The sequence below is a fragment of the Granulicella arctica genome (assembly GCF_025685605.1).
GTDB lineage: Bacteria > Acidobacteriota > Terriglobia > Terriglobales > Acidobacteriaceae > Edaphobacter > Edaphobacter arcticus.
Window position 1 is genome coordinate 80,878 of record NZ_JAGTUT010000003.1, and the last position, 18,233, is coordinate 99,110.

Annotated in this window: 21 protein-coding genes; 13 read left to right on the forward strand and 8 right to left on the reverse strand. The window is 54.7% G+C overall.

Annotated features, from left to right (window positions below):
* Positions 1-225: 225 nt before the first annotated feature.
* From parA to OHL20_RS22575, 6 genes are all read left to right on the forward strand, one after another.
* Positions 226-915, forward strand: a complete 690-nt coding sequence (gene parA / locus OHL20_RS22550; protein ID WP_263385561.1) for a ParA family partition ATPase — start codon at positions 226-228, stop codon at positions 913-915.
* Positions 894-1,271 (forward strand): hypothetical protein, encoded by a 378-nt coding sequence (locus tag OHL20_RS22555; protein WP_263385562.1) that lies wholly within the window; start codon positions 894-896, stop codon positions 1,269-1,271. The genes parA and OHL20_RS22555 overlap by 22 nt, the downstream gene beginning before the upstream one ends.
* Positions 1,272-1,283: 12 nt before the next feature.
* Positions 1,284-2,261 carry a replication protein RepA gene (locus tag OHL20_RS22560; RefSeq protein WP_263385563.1) on the forward strand — a complete coding sequence of 326 codons (978 nt, stop codon included), beginning with the start codon at positions 1,284-1,286 and terminating at the stop codon, positions 2,259-2,261.
* Between the two features lie 1,300 nt (positions 2,262-3,561).
* Positions 3,562-4,167: a hypothetical protein gene (locus OHL20_RS22565; protein ID WP_263385564.1), complete on the forward strand. Its 606-nt coding sequence runs from the start codon at positions 3,562-3,564 to the stop codon at positions 4,165-4,167.
* Between the two features lie 429 nt (positions 4,168-4,596).
* Positions 4,597-5,157 carry an AAA family ATPase gene (locus OHL20_RS22570; protein WP_263385565.1) on the forward strand — a complete coding sequence of 187 codons (561 nt, stop codon included), beginning with the start codon at positions 4,597-4,599 and terminating at the stop codon, positions 5,155-5,157.
* Positions 5,039-6,208: an ATP-dependent DNA helicase gene (locus tag OHL20_RS22575; RefSeq protein ID WP_263385734.1), complete on the forward strand. Its 1,170-nt coding sequence runs from the start codon at positions 5,039-5,041 to the stop codon at positions 6,206-6,208. The genes OHL20_RS22570 and OHL20_RS22575 overlap by 119 nt, the downstream gene beginning before the upstream one ends.
* Positions 6,209-6,297: 89 nt before the next feature.
* Here OHL20_RS22575 and OHL20_RS22580 read toward each other — a convergent pair whose 3' ends face one another.
* From OHL20_RS22580 to OHL20_RS25335, 6 genes are all read right to left on the reverse strand, one after another.
* Entirely contained in the window at positions 6,298-7,035 is a 738-nt protein-coding gene (locus tag OHL20_RS22580; RefSeq protein ID WP_263385566.1) for a GIY-YIG nuclease family protein, read from the reverse strand.
* A gap of 424 nt (positions 7,036-7,459) precedes the next feature.
* Positions 7,460-8,206 (reverse strand): TatD family hydrolase, encoded by a 747-nt coding sequence (locus OHL20_RS22585; protein WP_263385567.1) that lies wholly within the window; start codon positions 8,204-8,206, stop codon positions 7,460-7,462.
* Positions 8,203-9,546: a Qat anti-phage system QueC-like protein QatC gene (qatC, locus tag OHL20_RS22590; RefSeq protein WP_263385568.1), complete on the reverse strand. Its 1,344-nt coding sequence runs from the start codon at positions 9,544-9,546 to the stop codon at positions 8,203-8,205. The genes OHL20_RS22585 and qatC overlap by 4 nt, the downstream gene beginning before the upstream one ends.
* Positions 9,546-10,280 carry a hypothetical protein gene (locus tag OHL20_RS22595; protein WP_263385569.1) on the reverse strand — a complete coding sequence of 245 codons (735 nt, stop codon included), beginning with the start codon at positions 10,278-10,280 and terminating at the stop codon, positions 9,546-9,548. Before OHL20_RS22595 ends, qatC begins: the two co-directional genes overlap by 1 nt.
* On the reverse strand, positions 10,280-11,827 hold the full coding sequence (locus OHL20_RS22600; RefSeq protein ID WP_396272784.1) for a KAP family P-loop NTPase fold protein: 1,548 nt from the start codon (positions 11,825-11,827) through the stop codon (positions 10,280-10,282). Before OHL20_RS22600 ends, OHL20_RS22595 begins: the two co-directional genes overlap by 1 nt.
* A gap of 21 nt (positions 11,828-11,848) precedes the next feature.
* Complete coding sequence (locus OHL20_RS25335) at positions 11,849-12,202, reverse strand: KAP family NTPase (RefSeq protein ID WP_263385570.1); 354 nt, start codon at positions 12,200-12,202, stop codon at positions 11,849-11,851.
* Positions 12,203-12,519: 317 nt separating this feature from the next.
* On the opposite strand from OHL20_RS25335, the gene OHL20_RS22610 reads away from it, so the two are divergent.
* The 3 genes from OHL20_RS22610 to OHL20_RS22615 all read left to right on the forward strand — a co-directional run bounded on the left by OHL20_RS22610 (position 12,520) and on the right by OHL20_RS22615 (position 15,545).
* Complete coding sequence (locus OHL20_RS22610; RefSeq protein WP_263385571.1) at positions 12,520-14,829, forward strand: helicase-related protein; 2,310 nt, start codon at positions 12,520-12,522, stop codon at positions 14,827-14,829.
* Positions 14,830-14,955: 126 nt separating this feature from the next.
* Entirely contained in the window at positions 14,956-15,237 is a 282-nt protein-coding gene (locus OHL20_RS25340) for a type II toxin-antitoxin system ParD family antitoxin (protein WP_396272844.1), read from the forward strand.
* Positions 15,237-15,545, forward strand: coding sequence for a type II toxin-antitoxin system RelE/ParE family toxin (locus OHL20_RS22615; protein WP_263385572.1), 309 nt, complete (start codon positions 15,237-15,239; stop codon positions 15,543-15,545). Before OHL20_RS25340 ends, OHL20_RS22615 begins: the two co-directional genes overlap by 1 nt.
* A 133-nt stretch (positions 15,546-15,678) precedes the next feature.
* Here the strand turns inward: OHL20_RS22615 and OHL20_RS22620 are convergent, their stop codons facing one another.
* Both OHL20_RS22620 and OHL20_RS22625 read right to left on the reverse strand, forming a co-directional pair.
* Entirely contained in the window at positions 15,679-16,059 is a 381-nt protein-coding gene (locus OHL20_RS22620) for a CRISPR-associated protein Cas4 (RefSeq protein WP_263385573.1), read from the reverse strand.
* Positions 16,059-16,307, reverse strand: coding sequence for a hypothetical protein (locus tag OHL20_RS22625; protein WP_263385574.1), 249 nt, complete (start codon positions 16,305-16,307; stop codon positions 16,059-16,061). Before OHL20_RS22625 ends, OHL20_RS22620 begins: the two co-directional genes overlap by 1 nt.
* Before the next feature lie 62 nt (positions 16,308-16,369).
* Here OHL20_RS22625 and OHL20_RS22630 point away from each other — a divergent pair, with 62 nt between their 5' ends.
* The 4 genes from OHL20_RS22630 (at position 16,370) to OHL20_RS22645 (ending at position 18,233) form a co-directional block, all read left to right on the forward strand.
* Positions 16,370-16,882: a PRTRC system protein E gene (locus OHL20_RS22630; RefSeq protein ID WP_263385575.1), complete on the forward strand. Its 513-nt coding sequence runs from the start codon at positions 16,370-16,372 to the stop codon at positions 16,880-16,882.
* Positions 16,851-17,060 carry a PRTRC system protein C gene (locus OHL20_RS22635; RefSeq protein WP_263385576.1) on the forward strand — a complete coding sequence of 70 codons (210 nt, stop codon included), beginning with the start codon at positions 16,851-16,853 and terminating at the stop codon, positions 17,058-17,060. The genes OHL20_RS22630 and OHL20_RS22635 overlap by 32 nt, the downstream gene beginning before the upstream one ends.
* A gap of 4 nt (positions 17,061-17,064) precedes the next feature.
* On the forward strand, positions 17,065-17,277 hold the full coding sequence (locus OHL20_RS22640) for a hypothetical protein (RefSeq protein WP_263385577.1): 213 nt from the start codon (positions 17,065-17,067) through the stop codon (positions 17,275-17,277).
* Between the two features lie 218 nt (positions 17,278-17,495).
* The gene (locus OHL20_RS22645; protein ID WP_263385578.1) at positions 17,496-18,233 is read left to right on the forward strand and encodes a hypothetical protein; all 738 of its coding nucleotides are present in this window, start codon (positions 17,496-17,498) and stop codon (positions 18,231-18,233) included.

Below are 18,233 nucleotides of genomic sequence, written 5' to 3' on the forward strand. Positions count from 1 at the left end.
ACCTACGTTTAGCGTCTATTTACCTCGTTAGGCTGGGAGCAAGCCTCAAGGCGTGCGTGATGGAGTTCAGAATGTCGATAGGCTCATCGACATGGATTGGGAACACGCAGCCTTCGCTTAGCGCTTCTATTTGGATAACGCCCTGGTAGTAGCTACTTTGGGTCCCAATCGTACATCGTGCTGTATGTACGGTCGTACAGCTCGCCGTACTGCTATACATATGACATGGCTATCACAATTGCAATTGCAAACCAAAAGGGTGGCTGCGGGAAAACTACAACATGTATGAACTTGGCTGGCGGTCTTTCCGCAGCTGGACTAAGAGTTTTAGTCGTTGATGCTGACCCGCAGGGAAGCGCCACTGAGTGGCGCAATAGATCTGAGGAGTCACGTCTGAGCTTTGACGTGATAGCTATGTCAACTTCATCGATCCACAAAGAGCTTCCTCGGGTCATCAAGAACTCATCCTATGAAGTTGCTATCATTGATTGTCCACCCGGGACCGAGACAAAAGGCTTTGGCACCGTGACCCGCTCAGCACTCCTAGCTGCGGACTGCGTCATTATTCCAAGCCGGCCCACGCCGATTGACTTTCTCGCTACCTCCATCATGCTCCCGGTACTTGCCGATGTTGCCACTATCAAGCCAGAACAACGAGTTTTCCTCCTGTTGAATGCAAAGCATTCCAGTAATCGACTTGGACGAACAGCGAAAGAGGGTGCAATTGCGATGTTCAGTGATCAGGGCATCAAGATCGATATTCTTCAAACTGAGATTCACGATCGCACCGCCTTCGCTGAGGCGCCGGCATCAGGCCAGACGGTTGTTGAATTTGCTCCTTCATCAAAAGCTGCCGAAGAGATTCTTTTTCTAACCAAGGAGGTCATCAAACTATGTCTGGTCGCCCAACAGTGACATCAGCATTTCAGAACCTCAGGCCCACGATCATGCGTGAGCCTAACCGCTCGAATGTCTCAGCAGAAGCGGAAGAGAGGCTCCTGGCAACACCAAAACATCAACCCACCAGAACAACAACTGTCACTCCCGAGGAGAGTAAATCAAATCCCGGGGATACGGGGTCGATTTCGGGCGCGCAATCTGTTGGTGGTCCGCTTCTCCTGAGTAAGAAACGTGAACGCCTACTGCTCGTCAGTTTTCGAATGCCACAAGCACTTAAAGAGCAATTGGAATTCGTTGCAAAGAAACACGAGATAAATCAGACAGACATCATCAATGAGGCAATTCTGATGAATCTTCAGAGATATATGTAATTAGGAGCGAGCATGTCGAAAATCACTGCCGAAATGGAAAAGAAGCGAGACCGACAAGCCGAGGACTCGATAAGTAAAGATAGGTTTGTGGAAGAGTTGGTAAGGTTGCGCGAGAAACGTGATGCTGGCGCTCTTGGTGTTCAGATGACTCAAATTGCTCAAGCCATGGTTCTCTGTGGACTCCCTTACAGCCCCACAAAAGAGACTAAGATCGTCCGTCGAGCTCGTCTCGGGGACGGATCTACAGTTTCTGTAACCTTTAGTGCGGGACTCGATGGAATTGGCATGCCCTACGGTTCAGACCGTACGCTCCTGCACTGGATGATTGACCGTGCAATCAAGACGAAGTCAGCCATTGTCAGTTGGGACACAGCTACGGAATTCCTAAAGGACGTCGGCATGGCGGACAGTGGGAAGAACCGTAAAGATCTCAAGCAACGATACTTGCGCCTCACGGGACTGACCATTGGTGTAGTGAGAAAGGGAAGTACCGAGGAATCAACGGTCTTGGTTCCTTTCATCGAAGAATCCCACCTCCCGACTTCTGTTGATATCAAGTCAGCCAAAAGTGGGCAAGCGCTACTACGCCTTGACTCACCTACGTTCGGCTTCCGCTTGGGCGAACGCATTTTCCGGGAGATACTCCAGTATCATGTGCCCGTACCCTTCGAACTCCTACAGGCAACAAAGAAGAAGTCTCAGCTTCAGGATCACCTCATCTTCCTCTACTGGCGCAGTTTCTCAGCGCAAACCGAGACCCTAATTCCTTGGGAAAGCCTCCGGGAACAACTCTGGCAAGAAGACAGTGTTGCAAGTCGCATCCGTACCAGATTTAAGGAAGCGATTTCTGTGTTCAAGACAATTTGGCCTGAACTGAACGCTGAGGCCGAGAAGGCAGGCCTACGTATTGGTCCGCCGAGAGGCGGAATGCACTTCCTTCCTCAAGCAAGGGCAGTACGTCGCTTGCCGATCCCAAGCCCATTTCAATAATGACCTAGAAGTGCGGATTTGACTCAGCCTAAAGGTAAATCAACCGCACTTCTGGGTCATTCCACGGCACTTCCCAGTCATTCTTGGTCGCTGGGCTATGATGTTGCTCCGACGATATCGTTCGTCAGTGCCACAAGAACTCGCCCGATCCAGGCTCTTCACGTATACCAGTTCAAGATTGAATCAGACGGGGATCAAAGCACTTCCCGGTCAGTAATTAGATCGAACGGCACTTCCCGGTCATTTGATAACTAAACTGCTTTGAACTTCTCCACAGGCTTAGATTCAGCCTGCTTTTTTGCACATTAGGCACCTCGCGGACACGAACTTTTCCACAATGATGAACAGTGGGTGCTTGGCGGCCTAACAACTATGGAGCAATGGAGCGATGTGACGGCACTTCCCGGTCATTCGAGATTCTCTGGTAAGGCTTAGCTGTAAATGTTAGCTGCTGAACTCGTAAGATAAAGTTCCAACCGCACTTCCCGGTCATTCTCAATAACTAAAACCGACGTATAGACCAGGAGCAACAACGTTCTTACCTAGCATCGTCCTTTGATCATGCGAGGAGCAACCATGGTCCGCACTTCCCGGTCATTCTCGACAGCTCAAACTTACGTATGGACCAGCAACACTACGTTTTCTTACCTAGCTTCGTCCTTGATCATGCAAGGAGCAGCCATGGTCCGCACTTCCCAGTCATTCTCGACAACTCAAACTTACGTAGGGACCAACAACCACTACGTTTCTCACCTAGCTTCGTCCTTGATCATGCAAGGAGCAACCCATGGTCCGCACTTCCCGGTCATTTTCGACAACTCAAACTTACGTATGGACCAGAAGCCACCACGTTCTTACCTAGCCTCGTCCTTGATCATGCAATGAGCAACTATGGTTAGGCATTTCCTGGTGACCCTACTTCTATCAAGCAATTAGCCGTTGCTGGATGGAACTTGTTGAGCGAAATTGATAGTGATTTGCCTGTGCAAAGCATCAGCCTCAAGTTTTTCCACATGCGCCTGCGGATAAGCTCATTTTTCCTCGCACTTCCCAGTCATAAAGACAGAACTTCCCGGTTAGACATGAGGAACGTCCCGGTCAGAATAACGGAACCTCCCGGTCACATCGTCAGCACTTCCCGGTTCTGCTTAATATAGAAGCAAGATGTATCAAGAGTCTCAAGAATGATATGACGTTCTGCAAGATGATAAAGCGGCGTTATAAGCGTTGGATTTACATCCCTGAGTAGCTCACCAAGGACACTTTGGAGGAGCAAAGGTTCATAACACCAATCGAACTTATGGAAGCCGCCGCTAGCCACGGGCCGCAGATATGGTCTGAAATAGAGATTGTGAAAAAGGGCGTTGCCGAGGTTCCTGTGTTTATTGCTTTGATGGTAAATTTTATGAGGACTTCAGCTCCGGGCGAGGACGTCTTCATGGGTGGCCCAACAGACCTAACCAATGAGTTTTCTGAACTCTTGAAAGACAATTCGACATCAGGACTACTCAGAAAAGCTCTGGAGTTGTTCATGGCAGCAGATCCCAAGCTTGCCAGGGACGCGGCGGACAAGCTTGACGAACTTTGTGAGCGAAGGCTCGCTATGACTAGGACACATACGGAGCAGGGTTACGTCACATCAGCTTTTCCAGATCGTACCGAAATGAATGACCGCTGTGACGCACTTACTGGTCGACTAATGAAGTATCTAGGAGAGTTAGTAGTCGAGCAGGGACGCACAGGAGGCTCTCAGTTGGTTCTCTTTGCCGCAGCTCGATCTTTCATCTGCACCAGTGCAAGTGTGTCTGGTGTGGAGGAAGGATTGGCCGGCGCTCGGCTGATCTTCGAGGAAACACTAAGAGAGCTGACTCCCATGCTGCGCGAAATGCCAGAAACGGTGATTTGATGACACGACGACTCCGGAACGTAATTTGTGGAACCCTCCTTGCTGCGTTAGCGGGCTGCCAGTCGACTCCTGTCCCGCCTACAGAAGAAGATGCTCAAGCTGTGTGGCACCACATAGCTGCTCAAAACCACGTCGACACTGTTCGTGAGCTTGTCAGCTTGAAGAAAACGAACGCTCAAGCATCAAACCTCCAAGGGACAGAGGTGTACACGCTTTCGTATGAAGCCAAAGTTCGATACCTAGTTCCCGTAGGCAAGTGGAAGACAGGAGATGTTCAGGTTGTTGACTCCAACTACGGTTTTCGACGCACAGAGAAGGGTTAGCAAGGCCCAGACGGAACGATCTACACGAAGTAGCCGATTTGACCGAGTAGCGGCTCCATACTAGTCTCTCCCCACGCTGAGCCAATCAGCGTGGAGGATTGAGTGGATGTTTGATTCGCCAGAGCAAGCGCTCGCTGAGCTGAGTAGGGTCGGCTATTTTACCGATCAAAAGACGGCAACAACGGTCTACCTTGCGGGGAAGATCAATAAGCCCATCATGCTGGAGGGTCCTGCCGGCGCCGGCAAGACTGAGCTCGCGCAATCTGTCGCGCGCGCTTCCGGTGCCGAGCTACTTCGGCTTCAGTGCTACCAAGGGATAAACGAGGAGAAGGCGATCGGCCACTACGACAAGAGCCTCCAGGAGCTCTTCGTCCTGCTGAAGACCAAAGCCGAGGGGGCGCATGATTGGGACCAGATCCGGAGGGACGTCACCAGCCGTGCGTTCTTTTTAGCAGGCCCTCTCCTCACTGCAATCGAGAAGGAGAAGCGCTGCGTCCTTCTCATCGATGAAATTGACAAGGTACCTGATGCAGCGCCTCACGAAGAACATGCTGGCGAACAAGCGCCGGGTCATCCTGAGTGCTCCCACACACAAGGCCGTGACGGTACTTGCGCGCAAGTTGGCCGAGGCCAGGATCGAAGGCGTGACATGCCGCACCATTCATAGCGTGCTCAGCCTGAAAGCTAAGCCTCAGACCGACCGGCTCGTATTTCAGCGTGATCGAGGGGCGGAGCCTGTCACGGCCGATGTTGTGGTGCTGGACGAGTGCAGCATGGTGGACGAAGACCTGTTCCGTCACATCAAACGCCATCTTCCAAATGCCTTCGTGCTGTTTGTCGGTGACCCAGCGCAGCTACCGCCCGTCGGGGAGACGGAAAGTCAGACCTTCCGGACCCCGAACCGATCGCACCTTACGACAATCGTTCGCCAGGCAGCCGGCAACCCGATCCTCGCCGCTGCCAATGTGATCCGGAAGAGTCAGGGGGGAGATCCAGACCTGTCCTGGTGCACGCAATCAGCTCTGGCAAGCGGGCATGGAGTCTTCATCCCTGGGGAAGCAGCGCACCGTTGGATGAAGAAAGCCTTCACCTCATCTGAATTTGAGGCCGATCCGGACAGTTTTCGTTATCTCGCCTGGACCAATGAACGCGTCGCGCAAGTCAACGAGACAATCCGGCGATGGCGGTATGGGGAGAACATCCCGACGCCTTTCATGCCGGGAGAGAGCGCGCTCTTTCGTCAGCCCTTGATTCTCGAGAACACTTTGCTCTTCGCAAACAACCAGGAAGCCAAAGTGATCGCGATAAAGCGCGGCACCTTCATCCATGAGGTTGAAGAGGCCCATGGTGTGTCGAAGTGGACAGCTTCGGTACCGTCCTGGGAGCTCTGCCTGCGTGACGCTGATGGCAATGAAAAGACGGTTCACATGGTCGCGGACAATAACGAGTTCCAGAAGGTGATCGCACGCATCAAGGACGAAGCTGCCGATACAAGGCTCCGATGGAAGCATCTGCATGACTTTCAGCAATCCCTCGCGCAGCTGCAGTCCATCTATGCGCTCACCGTACACAAGAGCCAGGGGTCCACCATCGGCTCGGTCTTTGTTGACCTCCCCGACATACGCCGACGCGAGGAAACCAACTTGCTGGAGGCGCAGCAGATGCTGTACGTGGCGGTGACACGGCCGTCCAAACGTCTGATTGTGATTGGGACGTGACCCTCTACGTACTACTTCCGAAACGGCGTTATGAGGACCAATCTCCCGAGCCGCCAACATTCTTGCTCAATGAGGACACCGGCCCCCTGTCACCCTTTCAGTTTCCTTTCGGCAGCGTCTCGTCTTTTCAGAATGGCAATGGAGATGCCTTGAGTGCGCGTGGTTGGATACATCGCGAAGAACGAGTCAGCCGCGCTGATCAGGTCTTGCCATCGTTGCTGTTTCTTATACAGGAGGGATAGGCGGTCCAATGCGCCGAGGTCAGCTGCGTTAAGATGGCAATCCCACGACTCGCTGATTTCTCTGCTCAACTCGGCCACTAGTCCAACTTCCCAAACGAGTGTGGCGTACTCGGTCATACGGCTTATAGCCTCTTGATACCTTTCCTCGGCTGCGACCAAGCCGCTCGATTCCAATGGAAGCATCTCAGCGATGAATAACCAGTTTGCCTTCCGCAGCTTATGGAATCGCGCATTAACGACAAGGTCTGTTTGCCGTCCTGAGTTCTGCCAGTTCACTAGTTGATGGCCATAGAGTGCGATCAGGTCGCTTTCGAACTCGAGGGCTGCCTCATCGCTGTGGAACCGGCGAACAATCTCTACTGTGTATTGACCACCACACCGGGTCTTCACATAATGGTGCCAGTGAGGCATCCGATCTTTGGAGTAAGCGCGGTCTCCCGCTCCTTTCCCCACGTAGAAAATCTCCTCATTTGCCCCCTTGTGGACATACACATAATGTTTGCCGGTCGTCTGTTTTCCATCGACCAACATACGAGTAGCCTTCTGTGGATCGCCGCCAAAACTTATTGTCGCGGTAAGGGTCATTTCCTGTTCCGCCAGGATTGTTGCAACGTAGCTATCTGGCGCGTCTGCGTCCCCTTCAGCGCTGATCTTGGGAGAGGCTGCAGTTCTGCTAGATGCCAGCCCATAGCATATCCAACAAACCGTGATGATGATCGTAAGTGTGAGGATGGATGGCATACGGATGAGGCTAAGTCTATAACTCGACTCGCTTCAGTTGGTGGACCGTATGAATCCGACGCATAGATGCCACTTGCTCGTGGCCGTGTTCTCGATAAGTGCCAAATCGCCGAGCACTCAGTGGCATAGGCTTAGTCCCGACAAGTCGCACAATGTTGACCAATCCGGGGTTGTTCGGCCCGAACCATGCCAACTTCCGGTACTAACGTTTGTCATTACTTATCTGAGCGCCGCAGGACAAAGGGCGTGCGACAGGTTCAAAAGCCAACTAAATCTCTGAGCCTCCACTGCTCCTTTGCAGCATCTTCCTGAAATTGCTTGCAATCTTCTCTTCAGTAGTACTGATCGGCAACGACCATAAGTTACTAAGCTGCTCAACGACTTGATGGAGATGTATTGGACGGGATGATGCTCGCCCCACTCTGGTGTAGGGTCCATCTGTCTCAAGAAGACAACACGAGGGCGGAACTCCAGCCAACAGTTCTCTACCGCTGCTGCTCTTCAGCATTGCGCTGTTGACTGAAAGAAAGTGGCCGTCGTCGAGTATTTGTGACAACACCTCCTTCGTTCCGGTGTACCAATGGAACGTTGCACCCGTGACTGAATGGTCACGAAGACATGTGAGAACTTCGGATTCAGCTTTCCGCGAATGAATTGAGAGGATCTTGGCCTTTCCTGCAATCCGTTCTAACACGAATCGAAACGAATCAATCTGCTTCTGTTTGGTGCCGATGCTATCTTTGGAAAAGTCGAGTCCGACTTCACCAATGTATGAGGTCAAAGGTTCGAGCTGTGAGAAGAGAGCCAATTCAAGGTGCGAATGCGGAGCCAGAATCGGATGTAATCCCAAGGAGAGCCGAACATTTTTTAAGCGTGAAGCAGGTTCTTTACCGGCCGCGAAATGACTAGGAAGGTTCGTCACTGCGACGATTGTCACGCCAGCACGCTCCGCCTCCTTCGCAATCTCACGAGGGTTCGGGTAGCGGTCCAAGTGGCAATGCATATCGAGGATCAATTTTTGATTCCAGCCATTCGCTTAAGTTCCTTTGTGCCCTTCGCACGGAATAGCAATCGAATCTCTTCAAAGGCTCGAACAACGAGATCTGCATAGCTGTCCAACAGGCTCACGTCTAACGAACCGTTTGCCAAAAGGAGGGTGGCAATCTCCCGCCGAGATGGGTTTCTTTGCACGAACGATAGACACGCACGGAGATCCGCGGGCCCTTCGGTCTCAGTGTCATTGAAGTCGACTTCACCGGCGCAGATGTCGCTCCCATAGAGCTCGTTGTCGAGGCCTGCGGATTGGAGAGCAGCGCGGCGGTAAATGCAGGGCATGCACCGACCGCATGACTTCACATGCTTATTCGCCCATATCCTTTTGTGTCCGCGCTTCGCGCACGAAACTGAAGACGCAACGAGTTTTTGGAAAAGCGCCTGGTTGACGCATGTGCGAGCTACCTCACCCTTTGTCTTCATCATGAGAGGATTTTCTATGGAATATTTCAGTCCCACTTTTGCGAAGACTTGTGCAAGCAGAGCAATGTAGAACGGGTGTGCGGTGCGCGTACTACAAGATCCTCGACGTGAAGGACTAAGTGGAACGTTTAGCGCGATCGTACCATTCTCTGGCAGGATAAGCGGGCCTTCGAATCCGTATCCGGATGCTACACACACCGCGACCGCGATGAACAAAAGGGAGCGACCCCGTAACGTAATCTCGGAAGACTCGCCGGTATTGCCAACACGTACCAGAGATTGAGCAATACGGCCCGGGTATGTTTTACGAAGGACCGGCAGAATGTTCTTTTGATCCCCGAAGGGCCCGCTCATTTGCCCGTCATGATGTCCGGCGAGAAGAAGACCTTTGCTCGGATTGCCTTCCAGCCAATCGATCACGCCTGCGAGTGAATCCATCCCTCCAGAGAACAAGGAGACGGCACCGATTTCTGCGATCTTTGGAATCACGCGGCCCACCGCGGAAGCACCGAGCAGTTGACGTTTGGCCTTAACAAAATTGAAGGTCCACGTATCTCCAGTCAAGAAAGAAACACAGGTATTCAAACTACTGGACGCATTGGCCCATAGGCAGGTTTCGCTAACCGGGATGGTGACATCAAAGACGCGGGTCCAGGCGTTCGATGCATCGGTTCTCAGAACGATTTTATCGAGGCTGTAAACCGTGGCCGCAATCAGTAGAAAATCAGCTGCGAGTCGGCTTGGCACGCGTTTCAATTCGAAGGCCGTCGCTTGCACATCGAGTGTGCCGAGCGATTTGCCGTCATGATCATTGATGCTGACAACCGGGAATTTCTCTGATGTAGAAGCTAGTTTGTCCACCACAACCGTGTAAGGCATTAGGCTCCAAAGACCTCCAGCGTCTGCGCGCAAATATCGTTTACGATGTTCGCTCCATCGGCTCCTCCCCAGTCAACCTTCGACAAGTCGCGTTCCAAGGCTCGGCCGGCCAGGGAAGACCCAATGAACTCCCTGATCTGACCAAGAAAAGACACCGCTTGCTGCGCTCCTACTCGTTGCACCAAGCGTTCGTAAAAGACGCGACTGAATTGCTCGAAGATGTAGTGACCGAAATAGCGTTCCAACAATCCTTCGATATTGAGTTCCAGATTAGAGAGAATCGCTTCCACCTCTTCTACGGTCTTGGCTTCGGCTAGAAGTTCTTCTTGAAGATCGGAGAGCGCTTGACGTGCATCGGCGTCGTCAACCGTGCTTGATTCGCCACCCAGTCGATCGAGGAGCGTGTTCAGCACGTCGCTGACGGACATGCCACCGAGATCTCCCAGCCCGGCGCGTGTGGCGGCTTCGGAAAGGCCATACTGCTGAACATCAGAGATGAAGTTTGCTAAGCGACCTGCTGCGGCGCGGGCTGGTGCGGCAGATCCGGCCCCGCCCGATGCACCTTGCCTGTCGCCCCTAGACATCTCCACCTTGCCGCCGTTGGCATGAACTACCTTCTGGAGGAGTCGCCGAAGCTTGGCAGCTGGAATGACACCGTCTTTAGCGAGCCGCGTGACATCGGCCTTTACATGTTCCCAACTGGGGGGCGCGTCGTAAGGAGCGGATGTACCCACTATTTCTTGCCCCCCTTAAGTGTTGTCCTGTACGCGGCTCCAATTTTTTCATTCGACTCCTTTAGCCGGTCGAGGGCAGGCTGGAGTACTAACCGAAATTCCGAATGGGCATTAACAAGGTTTCCTACATCGGTGCCTGCGGCGATGTTTGCCCTTGAAAATGGAACTTTGAGAAGAATGCCATTGTACTGTTCTCCGGCGCCTGCGATGCCTTTTTCCATTAGCAAGCGAATCGCATCAAACCCCTTCTTATCGTCCGGCTGACGCATTATTGCTTGGTCAAGGAGTTCGTAGAGCATCTTAAATTCGTCGCCGCTTAGCTGCTTCGCTGTTTCGAGGCCGGCGTTCCGCTGTACTGTGACGCCCGATAGAAGGTCTGCCAGTACTGCCCTTGTGAGCGGGCTCACCATCGACAGACCGGCGAAGGTCGCATCTAGCTTATCCCTCGCAATCCAGAAGTAGTCCCTTAAGTCGACGTGCGCCAGAGCCGGTTCAAGAGCGATCCACTGCCGGGTAGCTTTATCCCGCCACCCCTTGATGAGATCTTTAGCAGCCTCGTTAAAGGCGCTTTCGTCTGAACCGGCTTTCTCAAGAGCAGCGAGTTCACCTGGAAGGCCTGCCTGGCTGGCCTGCTTCGCAAATAGGTCTTTAAACAATCCATCGTCGGTGTATTCGAGGATCATGAGCTTGACGAGCACGTCGTCTTTGATATGACTCAGCTTCGCGACCTTCGCAAGCTTCTTCCGCAGAATGAACGCATTCAAAAAGCGTTTCACCTGCCGTGGATTGCCTTCAAGTCCTTTAGCAATCAACGGGGCTGCAGTGGCGGAGAAAATGAGGGATTCGCTGAGCGATCCATTAGGCTCTTTACCCAATGTCTCTTTCACCTTGGCGAACCCGAACGCGCTGTAGCGATTGGCCGTCCGTTCCTTGTGGCTTTGAACGATACAGCGATCCGCATCGTCCTTCCCGAGGTAGAGTCCGCAAAATAACAGAGACATATAGGTCTCAATCTCCGAACTGGAGAGTCGCGGTAGGCGGTAAGGAATTTGGATTACCTTTTCCAAGTAGTCCTTCACCAAACGTTTGTTCTCTTCTGGTTCGTCACCGCCCGCCCGCTCCGCATAGCGGAGGCGAATCGCATGCTCAACGATGCGTGGATCAGCACCGATGACAAAGGCAGTAGATGGAACGCTTAAGAATAGCTTGATGGCTTCGAGGTTTTCGATTACGCGTTCGGGACTGCATCTATCGAGGTCGTCAATCAAAACAACGAGAGTTTTTATGTCGCTGTCCTCGAGAAGCTTGCTGAATCGTTCGCGAAAGGTTCGGACGTTGAAGGCGTGTTCTTCCTCTTTGGCTTTGAACCAAGATTCTTCGCTTTGCGCCTTCTCGCTACTCCCTTCGTGTGTTGGCTTGTCTTTGGCGGCGTGACCCGGTCCTACGGAAGCGGCGAGGACGGCCGGAATGGCGGACATGCCACCCGTCGCGGCAGCCGCTGCCGCCGGCACGACAATATGCTTGAAACCGAATTTAGCGATCCGCATCCATTCGACCGACTTGAGCAGCTATACGGCCTTGTCGCGAATCTTCGGCCCAAATCTCTTATGATCGCCCAAGGCGAGAAGAATAGATGAGAGGATCGCAGATTTTGCATCTTCATAGCCCTCGAAGAGCCAGCCATTGAAGTAAACAACAGCGATGTCTTGGTAGAGAGCTTGTTCAACGTCTTCATCAGTCCAGTTCTCCGACGCGAGATCGCGTTTAAGCATCTTCATTATGCTCGTCTTACCGCCACCCCAGTCGCCGAACACCCCAATGGTGACGGGCAACATCTTGTCGTCTGAAACGACGCTGCGGATAAGGTCCGCGTGAACCTGAAATCCGATCAGATCATCTGAAGTCTCATTATCCGCCCACATACAATAAACCCCTTCCGGCAATTAAAGAATGACGTGTCAATGGAGGCTAACCCAGCGCATCCTTTTGGAGAGGTTGAGCGATTACAGCGCGCAGTTCAGAGTTGACGAGATGCCGATCAAGTTTACATGGAAAGATCCGTTCGCTTGGGCCGGAGTCGCGTTCTCCTGCTTCTGCTGCGACGAACAGAAACTTCTCCCGCCACCCTGCGGTTCTCATAAGTCGCATTATCGTCAGTAATTAGTCACACCCCTCCCAAACAAGGCCAGCGTGAGCTGGCCTGTTCCATTGCTCATTCGCTCACTTCAGGAGACCCCTCATGGAAACTTACTTCGACTACCTGCGCGCGATGGCTCCTGAACTGGGCTCGCGCATCGTGGAGACTTACCCCGCGCTTCAGTCACCCAAGGACGATGTCGCTCCCCGTCTAAGCTCGCTTCTCCGTTCCCCGCTGCCTGCTCAGGCTCTCGCGATCACTGGACTAGCCAAGTACCTGAAGACCGCCCGCGCAGCCCGTATTGTGGCGGAGTGCGGGGCAGGGAAGACCTTCATGTCGCTGGGCACGATCCACGTACATGCCGGCGACAAACCGTACACGTCGCTCGTGATGTGCCCACCACACATCGTCCACAAGTGGGCGCGTGAGGCGCTTCTCACGGTCCCCGGAGGCAGAGCGTTCATCATCGAGGACCTGCGCAACGGCGGCGACCCGAAGAACACGCATGGCATCGTGGAGGTCAAGCTCGAGAAAGGGAAGACCATCGTCCGTGGCCTGACCACAACTCTCCCGAAGTTGCGCAGCATGGGACGTGCTGGCTGGCGCGCTCTTTGCCCTGGTCCGGCTTTCTTCATCATGGGCAAGGAGAAGGGCAAGCTCGGCTACTTCTGGAAACATGCTTTCAATGTGGCCAAGAGCGGCCGCGACCTCGGGGGCTTGATCAACCCCGACACAGGCCATGCGATCCCGTCGCAGGAGGGTGGTTTCCTCACTCGGCTGGATCTCCGGGAGGCCAAATTCCATGAGACCTATACGGCAGGGAAGACGGGCACCACCCGGTTCTCTCCTCTGTGGCAGGCTGATGGCAGCAAGATACAGCGTATGGCGCCGCTCGACTTCATCGGCCGGTATATGAAGGGCTGGTGGGACTACTCGATCGCCGACGAGTTGCACCAACTTGCCGGCGACACAGCACAGGGCAACGGCCTCGGAGTTCTCGCCCGTTGTGCCGAAAAGCTGATTGCGCTGACGGGCACGCTCATGGGAGGCTATGCCGACGACCTGTTCAACATCTTCTACCGCATGGAACCGCGGCGGATGGTGGCGGCCGGGTACGAGGCAGGCAGCCAGGGGCGGCGGGACTTTCAGGAGCAATACGGCGTCCTTGAGACCGTGGAGAAGGTCCGCGAGACCGACAATGCCTGCTCGAAAGCCCAAAAGCGCACCGTCCAGGTTCTCCGCAAACCCGGCGCGTCACCCCTTCTCTTCGGCAAGTACCTGATGGAGTCGACAGCCTTCATCACGCTTGAAGACATCTCCGATCAGCTGCCGTCGTACGAGGAAAGCGTGCTGACCGTGGACATGGACGGGGAGCTCGCCACAGCGTACGAAGAGATCGAGAAGGACATCACCTCCGCCATGAAGGAGCACAGGGGCAACAAGAGCCTGATGAGCGTCATGCTCAACACGCTTCTGCTGTATCCGGACCACCCCTTTGGCATCGAGGAGATCTGGGGCAAGAAGTTTGATCCGAAGGAAGGCTGCATGGTGCCCTTCTTCGTGACCAATCCGTCCAGCCTGCCGGAAACCGAGGTATACGCCAAGGAGGAGCGTCTGATCGAGGACATCCGGGAGGAGCTGAAGCAGGGCAGGCGGTGCCAGGTCTACGCTACGTTCACAGGCAAGCACGATGTAACGGGGCGGTTGGCTCATGTTCTCGGGAACGCGGGCTTTCGAGTGGCGGTTCTCCGCTCCACGGTCCCCACGGACAAGCGGGAGGCCTGGTACGAGAAGCAGCTGAAGGAAGGGGTAGAGGTGGTCATCTGCCATCCCAAGCTGGTCGAGACCGGCCTCGATCTGCTGGCTTTCCCGACGCTCTACTTCTACGAGACCGGATATTCGCTCCACACGCTGCGTCAGGCGAGCCGGCGATCGTGGCGGATCGGGCAGCACTTGCCGGTCCGGGTGAAGTTTCTGGCCTACAGCGGAACGATGCAGGAGACCTGCATCCGGCACATGGGCAAGAAGATGTTGGTCGCGCTCATGATGGAAGGCAAGTTCTCCGGCGAAGGGCTGCAGTCGCTCGATGCCAACGAGGATCTGCTGTCCGCCATGGCTCGTGAACTGGTCGAGAAGGGCGGGGTTGGTGAAACAGCCGATGCTGTCTGGAAGGACCTGGAGCGCGAACGGGCCAAGCAGGTACCGGCACCGAAGCCGATGGCAGAGGTGATCCCAATGCCAGTCACGCCGATCCAACTGGAGAAGGTTGAGGTTGTTCCCGAGTCAATCGAGCTTCCAGTCATGGCCGGTCTTCAGCTGGTCTTTCCTACCAACCCACGTTCGAAGCGAAAATCTGCCCCGCTCTGGCCAACCGGTCACACGCATGGCGAGCAGATGAGGCTGTTCGGCTGATTTACCCCCGCCAACCGCGCCCGAGAGGGGAGGAAATCTTCCCTCCCGGGCCCACTGCAAAAGAAATAAATGGAGGCACCAATGGAGGAATACAATAGGATTCAATCCTACTCGGAGGCGGCACCCATGCGCTCTACACAGCAACTCAGCATTACCCTCCCTAACGAAATGGCGGATCTGGTACGTGCCAAGGTAGAAGCTGGCGAGTACGCCACGGAAAGCGAAGTGATCAGGGATGGTCTCCGGACTCTTATCGCTCGTGATCGCGTCGTCGAAAATTGGCTTCACGAAAGCGTAGGTCCGGCTTTTGACGCTTTGAGAGCCGACCCGTCTCGGGCCGTTTCCGCAAAGCATGTTCGGGAAACACTCTCGACAGAACACAACAAAGCGGTTGCGAAGCAACGTTGATGCCCTACACGGTTGTTTTTACGCCTGAAGCAGAGGCGCAGCTGCTTGAGCTGTATGGCTACCTTGCGGTTGAAGCATCTCCGGAGACCGCTGCGCGGTTCACAGACGGCATTGTCACCTATTGCGAGAGCTTGAGTACCTTTCCACTGCGAGGCACTCGCCGCGATGATGTACGGCTAGGGCTGCGCATCACCAGCTACCGTAAACGTGTTGTTGTTGCCTTTGCGGTTGACGCCGATCAGGTCCAGATTATCGGGATCTTCTACGGCGGTCAGAACTATGAGGCGATCCTTCAAGACGAAAACTAACGTCAGCTTCGTCACGTCTCTCACCTGTGCATCTAGCCCGCCCGTCCTCTGGACGGGCTTTCCTGTGTCTGGACCCGGCCTTCGTGCCGGGTCTTTCTGCTTTCAAGGAGATTCCATGGCCACTGCCGTTGCCCTAAACCTTCCGCGCCTCCTCTTTGCCATACAGCACGAGACCACATGGCACCTGTTCGCCGTAGTGCTCACGCACGAGGACGATATAAGCAAGCACCTGGATCAGGTGATTGGGATACACCCCACCTCTGGCCGGCGGTCGAGCCGACTTCTTCAGCTCCACTGGGATGATTCCGTCCACATTGCGGATCAGACAGTCAGGTTTCCCTCGAAGTCCCAGCCGCTCTGAAACGAGCGTGGGTGGGCTCACCTGCTGGCTTTCGTGGTCCTGGTAGACGACGTCGCCATCCGGGATCCCGAGCGCCCTCTTTCGTTTTTGGCTGAGGCGTAGCAGCAGCACACCTACAACCAGTGCACCCAAAGCTGCCAGCAGCAGGAGCATCAGAGCACCCGCCAGAGAGCCACAGCAAGCAACAGAAGAGCCAGGACCATAGCCGCGATACCGGCGCCACTCAGCGCATCAGTCCTCGCGATCTTTGCGCCTTGCGCCTGATGCCAAAGCTCCCCTTCAACCTGGGCTTCCCGTGCTTCAGCGCTGGACGGCTCTTTGCACACCATTTTTAGCCACCACGCACGTTGGCAGTACACAAACTCTGCCAGCTCGCTCACTCGTATCGGTCGGTCATTCATCACGTCTTGATTCGGCCTCAACTTCCGGTTTCCGTCAAATCCCATTCTTCAGAGGTACTTCTATGTTCCGAGAACTCGCGCCCCTCCTACGACAGCGAGCCGTTCTGCTCACGGTCACTCACCTCGAGGAGGATCAGATTCGTGTCAACGTGCTTCCCAAGCAGGTAGGCACGGGTGAGAATACAGCTCTCATAACTCCATTCAGCGTCACGGGTACTGCCGAGGAGTTGGACGAACAGTTGCCGCAGGCTTTCGTCCAGTTCGTCGGCAAACATCTGGAGCTAAAGAACACCCTCGAAGCGGCCAAGGCCGAGATGGACGCCGCGGGCAAACAGGCAAAGGAAGAGGCGAAGTCGAAGACCAAGATGACGGTCAAGAAGCCAGAGCCAGAGCCCGCGAAACCTGAACCAGCAAAAACAGCGCCAGCACCTGGTCTCTTCGACACACTGCCTACTGCAGCAGAACCTACGCCACCAAGTTCCGATGAGGACGAAATCCTGAAGGAGATCCAAGCCAATGAGCAGTCTGACGACGACACCGAAAATGACCTTGAAGACGAACCTGTTGCCGCGTGAGTTCGTTTACAACGGGTCCAAGATTCCCGATCCGAACCCTGAAATGACTGTGGAGCAGGTTCGAGAGTTGCTCACCGCAGCCTACCCGGAGATCTCGACGGCAGCGGTCTCTGGGCCAGAAGACGCCGGCAGGAGTTTGCGATACACCTTCACCCGGGCGATTGGCTCGAAGGGGTAACGGCATGCCCAGCACAGCGAAGGATCGGCTTCTGGTTGAGTTTGCCAGCCTCACCCAGAAGCCGCTTACACCTAACGAAGAACGGCTCAGGAGACATCTCGAATGCGACAAGTGCGTCAAGCTATGCTCCGCCCTCGCGGAAGCCGTCCAACCCTACCGAAACCAAGCCCAGCGTGTTCTCGACGCACCCACCGAGTTGCTGGCGCCCCTGCTGTAGGGCTGCTGGCACCAGCCTTCGGCCAGGCGCTCCCCAGCCTGGCCGAAGTGCCAGCCGCTTACTCCCATAGCGAAAATACGGGCACCCTCCTCGAGCTCTGCCGAGTCCTGGTGGAGCATGACCTCGGAGATGAAACCCTATGGAAGAGCAGCGGCAAACAGCCCCTCAGGTTCGCGGCGGCCGCAATCAAAGAAGAAATCGAGGAGCGCTGCGGAGATATGTTGACCCGCAACGTCAATTACGAACTCTCGATACAAGACAGTATCGGCAGCTACGGTGACGAGAATCTGCGTGAAGGCGTACTGCTTCTTTCGGTTGATTGCAGCGGTTGTGGATACTTGAAGATCGGCCCTGCCCTGGCAGCGTTAGAGAAAGAGGAGGAAGGGCTAGGAGCAGCCTTCTATCACCTGCTTCGGCTCTCGCTTTATCGCTGGCTCCGCTTGTATGACCACACAGATGCAGAGGCATACAACGAGAACCTGCGTGAGTGGGCGGAACAGGAAGACGAACAGGCCCGCGAAGAGTATGAGATCGCCGACGTCGGAGGAGCATTACCGGCATTTCTCCGCGGAGAAGACAAACGGCAAGCTAAAGACTACCGCGCTCTGATTCGCCGGCATCGCCGTGGCCCACAGAGGGCATGGATCGAAAGCCTGCTTCGCATCGCGGCGTTGACCCGCGTTCCCTCACGTTCGCCTCGGGAGCTCATCGATGCCTATTGGGACGACATCCCTCTGCCTGCCTTGCTGATCTGCTTTCACGACCAGGATGCGATTGCCGCGGCGTTCGACGCGGAAGCCCGCTCCATGCAGGAGGCTTCGCACGAGCCGACTTACCTCCAGGTTTTCTCCCCCTCGAACCCTGCTGAAGCCGACAAAGCCTTCCGTGGCTTTGCGCGCTTTCTGGCGATCAACCTGGAGCTCTTCACGCTGGTGGAGGCCCTGAACCAAGCATAA

Excerpts from the sequence above, each read along its gene's own strand:
- OHL20_RS22570 (WP_263385565.1), top strand. The coding sequence starts at position 4,597 with ATGTTTGATTCGCCAGAGCAAGCGCTCGCTGAGCTGAGTAGGGTCGGC.
- parA (WP_263385561.1), top strand. The coding sequence starts at position 226 with ATGGCTATCACAATTGCAATTGCAAACCAAAAGGGTGGCTGCGGGAAA.
- OHL20_RS22620 (WP_263385573.1), bottom strand. The coding sequence starts at position 16,059 with ATGCTCCTGCTGCTGGCAGCTTTGGGTGCACTGGTTGTAGGTGTGCTG.
- qatC (WP_263385568.1), bottom strand. The coding sequence starts at position 9,546 with ATGCCTTACACGGTTGTGGTGGACAAACTAGCTTCTACATCAGAGAAA.
- OHL20_RS22575 (WP_263385734.1), top strand. The coding sequence starts at position 5,039 with ATGCTGGCGAACAAGCGCCGGGTCATCCTGAGTGCTCCCACACACAAG.
- OHL20_RS22610 (WP_263385571.1), top strand. The coding sequence starts at position 12,520 with ATGGAAACTTACTTCGACTACCTGCGCGCGATGGCTCCTGAACTGGGC.
- OHL20_RS22640 (WP_263385577.1), top strand. The coding sequence starts at position 17,065 with ATGCCCAGCACAGCGAAGGATCGGCTTCTGGTTGAGTTTGCCAGCCTC.
- OHL20_RS22645 (WP_263385578.1), top strand. The coding sequence starts at position 17,496 with ATGTTGACCCGCAACGTCAATTACGAACTCTCGATACAAGACAGTATC.
- OHL20_RS22580 (WP_263385566.1), bottom strand. The coding sequence starts at position 7,035 with ATGACCCTTACCGCGACAATAAGTTTTGGCGGCGATCCACAGAAGGCT.
- OHL20_RS22555 (WP_263385562.1), top strand. The coding sequence starts at position 894 with ATGTCTGGTCGCCCAACAGTGACATCAGCATTTCAGAACCTCAGGCCC.
- OHL20_RS25340 (WP_396272844.1), top strand. The coding sequence starts at position 14,956 with ATGCGCTCTACACAGCAACTCAGCATTACCCTCCCTAACGAAATGGCG.
- OHL20_RS22625 (WP_263385574.1), bottom strand. The coding sequence starts at position 16,307 with ATGAATGACCGACCGATACGAGTGAGCGAGCTGGCAGAGTTTGTGTAC.
- OHL20_RS22630 (WP_263385575.1), top strand. The coding sequence starts at position 16,370 with ATGTTCCGAGAACTCGCGCCCCTCCTACGACAGCGAGCCGTTCTGCTC.
- OHL20_RS22635 (WP_263385576.1), top strand. The coding sequence starts at position 16,851 with ATGACCTTGAAGACGAACCTGTTGCCGCGTGAGTTCGTTTACAACGGG.
- OHL20_RS25335 (WP_263385570.1), bottom strand. The coding sequence starts at position 12,202 with ATGTGGGCGGATAATGAGACTTCAGATGATCTGATCGGATTTCAGGTT.
- OHL20_RS22600 (WP_396272784.1), bottom strand. The coding sequence starts at position 11,827 with ATGCGGATCGCTAAATTCGGTTTCAAGCATATTGTCGTGCCGGCGGCA.
- OHL20_RS22560 (WP_263385563.1), top strand. The coding sequence starts at position 1,284 with ATGTCGAAAATCACTGCCGAAATGGAAAAGAAGCGAGACCGACAAGCC.
- OHL20_RS22615 (WP_263385572.1), top strand. The coding sequence starts at position 15,237 with ATGCCCTACACGGTTGTTTTTACGCCTGAAGCAGAGGCGCAGCTGCTT.
- OHL20_RS22565 (WP_263385564.1), top strand. The coding sequence starts at position 3,562 with ATGGAAGCCGCCGCTAGCCACGGGCCGCAGATATGGTCTGAAATAGAG.